This is a genomic window from Rossellomorea sp. YZS02 (assembly GCF_033963925.1).
Classification (GTDB): domain Bacteria; phylum Bacillota; class Bacilli; order Bacillales; family Bacillaceae_B; genus Rossellomorea.
Map to the genome: position 1 here is coordinate 1 of NZ_JAXBLY010000041.1, position 6,594 is coordinate 6,594.

8 protein-coding genes are annotated in these 6,594 nt (G+C 42.0%); all 8 read right to left on the reverse strand.

Annotated features, from left to right (window positions below):
* Positions 1-429 precede the first annotated feature (429 nt).
* Positions 430-804, reverse strand: a complete 375-nt coding sequence (gene yabA / locus SLH55_RS22935; protein WP_148971327.1) for a DNA replication initiation control protein YabA — start codon at positions 802-804, stop codon at positions 430-432.
* 14 nt (positions 805-818) lie between these two features.
* On the reverse strand, positions 819-1,646 hold the full coding sequence (locus tag SLH55_RS22940; RefSeq protein WP_219170339.1) for a stage 0 sporulation family protein: 828 nt from the start codon (positions 1,644-1,646) through the stop codon (positions 819-821).
* Between the two features lie 7 nt (positions 1,647-1,653).
* Positions 1,654-2,637, reverse strand: a complete 984-nt coding sequence (holB, locus tag SLH55_RS22945) for a DNA polymerase III subunit delta' (RefSeq protein WP_219170337.1) — start codon at positions 2,635-2,637, stop codon at positions 1,654-1,656.
* Positions 2,638-2,654: 17 nt separating this feature from the next.
* Entirely contained in the window at positions 2,655-3,095 is a 441-nt protein-coding gene (locus tag SLH55_RS22950) for a YaaR family protein (RefSeq protein WP_219170335.1), read from the reverse strand.
* A gap of 15 nt (positions 3,096-3,110) precedes the next feature.
* Positions 3,111-3,440 carry a cyclic-di-AMP receptor gene (locus tag SLH55_RS22955; RefSeq protein ID WP_226677565.1) on the reverse strand — a complete coding sequence of 110 codons (330 nt, stop codon included), beginning with the start codon at positions 3,438-3,440 and terminating at the stop codon, positions 3,111-3,113.
* Positions 3,441-3,549: 109 nt separating this feature from the next.
* Entirely contained in the window at positions 3,550-4,188 is a 639-nt protein-coding gene (gene tmk, locus SLH55_RS22960) for a dTMP kinase (RefSeq protein WP_219170333.1), read from the reverse strand.
* 14 nt (positions 4,189-4,202) lie between these two features.
* On the reverse strand, positions 4,203-5,621 hold the full coding sequence (locus SLH55_RS22965; RefSeq protein ID WP_320324552.1) for an aminotransferase class I/II-fold pyridoxal phosphate-dependent enzyme: 1,419 nt from the start codon (positions 5,619-5,621) through the stop codon (positions 4,203-4,205).
* A gap of 132 nt (positions 5,622-5,753) precedes the next feature.
* Positions 5,754-5,954 (reverse strand): sigma factor G inhibitor Gin, encoded by a 201-nt coding sequence (locus tag SLH55_RS22970; RefSeq protein WP_320324553.1) that lies wholly within the window; start codon positions 5,952-5,954, stop codon positions 5,754-5,756.
* Positions 5,955-6,594 lie beyond the last annotated feature (640 nt).

The window sequence follows — 6,594 nt, forward strand, 5'->3', positions numbered from 1 at the left end:
CTGCGGGGTCTCACCTGTCCAGCGTTTCCCGCAGGAGTCGAGCACCTTCCGCTCCAATCAACTATGTTTTAAAACCATAAAGAAAATGTGGAGATTGCTTATGCCACTGCTTTTTCATTTGTTGTAGAGAACGATTTTATTTAATCGTACATTACCCTTCCACAACCGATTTTCATGATCTATTTTGCTCTGTCAACACTTACTACTCTAGAGGGTGAAGGGAACTGCGTAGACTCCTACGGAAAACGGGCGTGGAAAGCGAAGCAGTTCCCTGCACCACAACTTAAAAGACAGAGCATCGAAAATCTTAATTGGTATGTGAACAGCAACAATCTTTGCGAAAACAGCCTTTCGATTAAAAAGGACCAATCCTTTTGTATGGATTAGTCCTTTTTAGTCTTTATTCTATTCCAAAGAATGAAACGTTCCTTATTTCTTGTTTAAGAAAGAAAGACAGAACAGGCAATCTTCATCCTTACGGGGACTTCCGAAATGTATATTACAAATATGGAATCCTTCCTGGTATAGTCGGGCAAGGTTGTCATATCCTTCTCCGATATCCAGTGTTTTATCTTCTAAGTCTGACTCACCCGTCGTACCCGCATCGCTGTTTGTTTGTACCTTTTTTGGTGAGTTCTCTGTTTGTTCCAGTCTACGGCGCAAATGCTCATTTTCAAGCTTCAGAGAGTTATTCTCCTCTAACATTTCAGCTAGGCATTGTTTGAGCTCACCTAATTGATGATATAAATGACCAATTTGTTGTTCCATGTTACTGACTGAATCAAAGAACTCTTTCTTATCCACGACACTACACCCCGTTACTCTGTGGCTTGGAATGATACGGCACCCTCGTTCATAATTTCATCTAATGTGAATTCAAGAACCCGTTCTTCTTCTTTTATTTCTACCTGAAGAATACGCTCAAGAATATTAAGACCTACCACTTTACCTTTTCCATTAGGTGTTTTAATCACTTCTCCGATATCAGGTAATTCTTCTTTCGCTGCTTCATATTCGTCATTCTCATATTTCAGACAGCACATTAATCGTCCGCATAAACCTGAAATCTTCGTAGGATTAAGGGATAGATTTTGATCCTTCGCCATTTTGATGGATACAGGTTCAAAATCCCCTAAAAAGGTAGAACAACATAGCATGCGGCCACAAGGACCAATACCACCCAGCATTTTTGCTTCGTCACGAACGCCAATCTGACGAAGTTCAATGCGCGTACGGAAAATGGAGGCCAGATCTTTCACCAGCTCTCGGAAATCAACACGTCCATCAGCCGTAAAATAGAATATGACTTTATTGCGATCGAATGTATATTCTACATCTACCAATTTCATATCCAATTGATGCTGATTAATTTTATCACAACATACGTTATAGGCTTCCGTTGCAGATGACTTATTCTCATCTACGATCAAACGATCTTTTTGATCGGCGATCCGAATCACTTTCTTCAATGGAAGTACTACATCGTTTTCTCCGACTTGTTTTCTCTCTACGACTACTTTTCCAAATTCGACTCCGCGGACGGTTTCAACGATTACATAGCAATCTTTTTGAATGTCCAATTCACCCGGATCGAAATAATAGATTTTACCCGCTTTTTTAAAGCGAACTCCTACAACATCGTACAAAGGACCATCACCCCTGCAGTTTTAGCATAAGCTGTTCTACTAGCAGCTGCGAATTCATATTGGCGTTTAATTTGCGTTTTGCTTCAAGTATCACCGTCATATTAGTAGAAAGACGATTCGTAGACACTTGAAGTGCGTTTGATTTCCAGTTTTCCTTTTGGTCCGGGTACACGAGCTGTTCTTCTTTTCCCAGCTGGATATGAAGTAAGTCTTTATATATTAGAAGTAAAAGATCCAATGCTCGATCGACTTGATCTTTTTCTTTGAAGTGCTGTACAAAATCCTCTTGTATTTTGACCATTGCTTGGAAGGGACTTTTCTGGAGGACTTCATATAATTTTAACACTATTATTCTTGCTTGTGCAAACCACTCATTTTGACATATTTCTACAGCTTCCTCATAATGGTTCGTCAAGTTGGCTGCGAGGGTGGCAAAATGGGGTGGAATCCCTTCTTCCAATAACTGTTTTGTCAGCTGCTCTTTCGGCAACGGCTTAAATGAAACCGTCTGGCAGCGCGAAAGAATGGTAGGCAGGATCCGATGAATATTTTCCGTGATCAGGATCGCAGTTGTATCCGCTAAAGGCTCTTCAAGAAACTTAAGTAGGCTATTAGCCGCATTCGCCGTCATCTTATCTCCGTGAACGATGATGTAAATTTTCTTCTTGGACTCTACACCCGTTTTCGAGAACTCTTCCTGAAGGCTTTTGATCTGATCCTTCTTTATCGATAGACCATCAGGCTCAACAATGTGAAGATCCGGATGATTCCCATGATTGATTCTTTTGCAGTTGGTGCATTCTTCACAAGGTTTACCGCCCACTTGGTTGAGACAAAGCAAAGCTTTGGCAAACAGAATGCTCATTTCTCTCTTTCGTGTCCCTTTTTCACCCTCGAATAAATAAGCATGAGCGACACGATCCTTCAATATACTATTCTGCAGCATCTGAAGGACGACGGGCTGAAATGGTTGTATCTCTTCAAACAACATGTCTTAACATCACTCTCTTACATATAAAGATTAATAAGGAGACCTTTTATTTCCCCGATTTTCCCTAATATATCAATGGATTTCTTTTCTTTATCCAATACATCCTCTGTTAGACCCACAAGATGCTGATCAACTGTTTCAACGATATTGAGCTTCCGCCCTTCCCCATACTGATTCCATGTATGGGACTGCTTCAGATCCATCCCAAAATCGACGGCTTCCCGCACAAACTTCTTCACCAATGTTTTATACTTGGCAAGGTCCTTGAATGTCCTGGATTGAGCTAAACGGCTGCCGGCATCCTCTATAGTCGTGAGAAGCTTATTGAGCTGGTCCATCTGCAATTTCTGGTCATGTTTCTGAACAAGCTGTCCGAATTTAACTTGACCCGTGCCGGTGGATCTCTGGTCTTTCCCTACACTATCTATGGCCACGCGATGGTCTTGGTTAATTTTCATAAGATGACCCTCACTTTAAAACTGATGGAATTGCTCTACAGGGAGAACAAAAACGGTTGCTCCGCCGACGGCCACTTCAACAGGATATGGTACATAAGAATCAGCATTTCCACCCATAGGGGATACAGGAGCCACCATCTGATCACGTGATTGACAGTTTTCTTTAATGACCTGTAACGCTTTATCCACACGGATATCATCTGTACCAATAATGAAAGTGGTATTGCCGGACTTTAAAAACCCGCCCGTACTCGCTAATTTTGTCGAACGAAAATTATGTTCCATCAGGGCATTAGACAAACGATTGCTATCTTTATCCTGTACAACTGCCATAATTACCTTCATGAATAAATTCCTCCGTTATATAGCCATTTACTTCCTTCTATTATATCATTGAAAAGACTTCAATGCTTCATCTAAAAAAGAGGAGGACTACTTGGAGCCCTCCTCTTCTTTATTCAATCGTCTTTAAGTACCTCGTCACGATTTCATAGGCATCATTAAAAACCTCATCTTTACTCTTACTGGCATCGACGATCCGGATACGATCAGGGTATTGTTTGATCACCTTCTGATACCCTTCCCGCACATGGGTATGGAACTCCACCGATTCCAGATCCAGCCGATTCACTTCTCTGCCATTATGTTTAGCAATCCTCTTCAGTCCTTCTTCGGGATCGATATCAAAATATAATGTTAGATCCGGCATCTTATCTTCAATGGCAAATTGATTGATGTCCATAACTTCATTCATTCCGATTCCACGTGCATTCCCCTGATACGCAAGGGAGCTGTCAATGAACCGGTCGCACATCACAATCTTTCCCGCGTCGAGGGCAGGAATCACTTTCTCCACCAAATGTTGCCGTCTCGCAGCGGCATATAGCAGGGCTTCTGTCCGTTTGTCCATTTCTGTGTTCTTTGTGTTCAAGATGACTTCCCGAATCTGCTCGGCAATCGAAATGCCACCCGGTTCCCTTGTCAGAACAACATCGAAGCCATCCTGTTCCAATCGGTGATACAACTCTGATAATATCGTTGATTTCCCTGCTCCCTCGGGTCCTTCAACGGTAATGAACAATCCTTTTTTCATCTGTTTCCCTCCGCTTATCGATACACAAACACACAGTGGTCAGCTAAACGATGATGACCTTGTATGTTTGCCTTATTCACTATATACTCTTCTAATCTCCGGATGATCTCGCCAGTGATCCTTTCACCAGGTACCAATAGAGGGATTCCCGGTGGGTAAGGTGTCACCATGCCAGCAGCAATTTCTCCCTCGGATTCTTCCAAGGGTACAAGGACTTCTGCCTTCCCGTCCATTTCCTCCAGCGTTAACGCCAAAGTAGAGAAATGCTTTTTCCTATCCAATGGGATTGACTTTATCCCAGGGCTTACCTCCACAACCGGCTCTTTCTTAAGTGCACTCGATATCCTGCTGACCGCCTCTTCATATGGAAACGAAAGGTCCCTTTTTACAAGAGGAAGAATCAGCAATACTTGAGAAGGGTCAGCAAGTTCCGGATATATTCCTTCTGACTCTAATAATCCCTGAAGAACATATCCCGTCCGTCCTTCAAGCTTCATCATAAGCTTTAAAGGATCATGTGACTGTTGAACAGTAAGCTGAGGGTGGATTCGTTCGACTGCCTGTACAAAGAAACTGACGTCCTGCAGCGTTCGATCCAGATCCTCCCCAGAAAACGTCCCGACATATGATCTCGCATAATCAAGTGAAGCCATAATCGGATACGACGGACTACTTGATTGTAGCATAGATAAATACTCTTTTACCTTTCGTCCATTAACCCGCTTACTTCCAATATGTAAATACGATCCCATCGTCATGGCCGGAAGCATCTTATGCGCCGAGTGGATCACAATATCGGCTCCACATTCCAATGCCGACTCCGGAAAAGGTGAACCAAGCGTGAAATGAGCGCCATGGGCTTCATCAATGATACACGTAACATCGTGTTTATGTACTTCTTCAATGATCTGTTTAATAGTATACGAGAACCCATAATAAGTCGGATACGTCAGTACACATGCTTTCACATGGGGGAACTCCTTCAGCGCTGCCTTCACCGCCTCAATCCGAATACCAAGGGCGGTCCCAAAGTCACTCCACTCTGTTTCAATGAATACCGGCACAGCACGGACAAGTCTGATACCGTTCAGCACCGATTTATGACAATTCCGTTGAACAAACACCGTATCACCTGGTTCACAAGAAGCAAGAATCGCCGCTATGTTCCCAACTGTACTTCCATTCACCAAAAAATAACTTTTCATGGAACCATAAACATCTGCAAGCATAGCCTCCGCTTCCTTTATTGCCTCATGGGGATCATGTAAATCATCCAGCCCGCTTAACTCTGTCAGATCCCCTTGAAAAAAAGGATGATCTTCATTCATCAATAAACCATTCTTATGGCCCGGCACATGAAAAGAAATAGGATTGGCGGTCCGATGTTTCCTTATCGCTTCAATAAGCGGGGTTCTCGTATGATCTCGTTTCATTCGATCTAGCTCCTCAATAAAAATATCCATTCATATCGTATCACAATCCCGCTGTTCCATGCGCCGTCAATTCTTATGAATCATATAGGGGGTTCCTTGACAAAAAAAATCATAACCATGTATACCATCTGGTTATGAGTAGATTTGAGGAGTATTCACTTTTTTCAACCTCTGTATGAATAATTTATACACAGGATCATTCGTTTCTGTATGAACCATTTCATTCTCACACTCTGTGCAGATAAACGATGTGTATAGATGGATTCCAACCTTCTTTTCAATATGACAAACAATACACTCTTCTAAAGCCGCCTTACGTTCCTGATCTAACATAGGGCCCTCCACCTCCATACAATCAATTCTGCCTCAAAACCACTAATTGTATACATAATTTTAAACATTTAAACTGACAGAATAATCAAGTGTACTCTAATCTTATGTTTCAGGCACCATGTCTGTGTATGTCTCTCTAAAAAAGATTAAGAAAAGTTGTTTGCATATTGGTGGTGTTTTAGATTGGGAGATACGTAGGTGTTGAATTTATAGTGGTCTATGGGATAGGGGGATCAAGTGACAAGGAGGGGGCAATTGTGCCACTACGATGGAAATTTGTAAGGAAAATGAGGTCATGATGAGCTTATTTAGTGTTGAAATGGTGGGAATAGAGGCATTAGTGGACTTTTGAAGGGTTGATTTCTGGATGGAATGGATGACTTGGTGGAAATTGCGTCGTTTTTGAATTTATTGCGTAATTTTCGAGGGGGATTGCGTCATTATTTTATTATTTGCGTCATTCCCACCCTTGATTGCGTCATTTTTTCGTTAATTGCGTTTATCACCAATTATTACCTAAAAATGACTAACCTCTCACCCATTTTTAACAATCAAACCAAAAAAAAGAGTAACCCCCAATGAGCTACTCTTTCATCTATTTGCCTGGCGACGTCCTACTCTCACAGGGGGAGATCCCCCA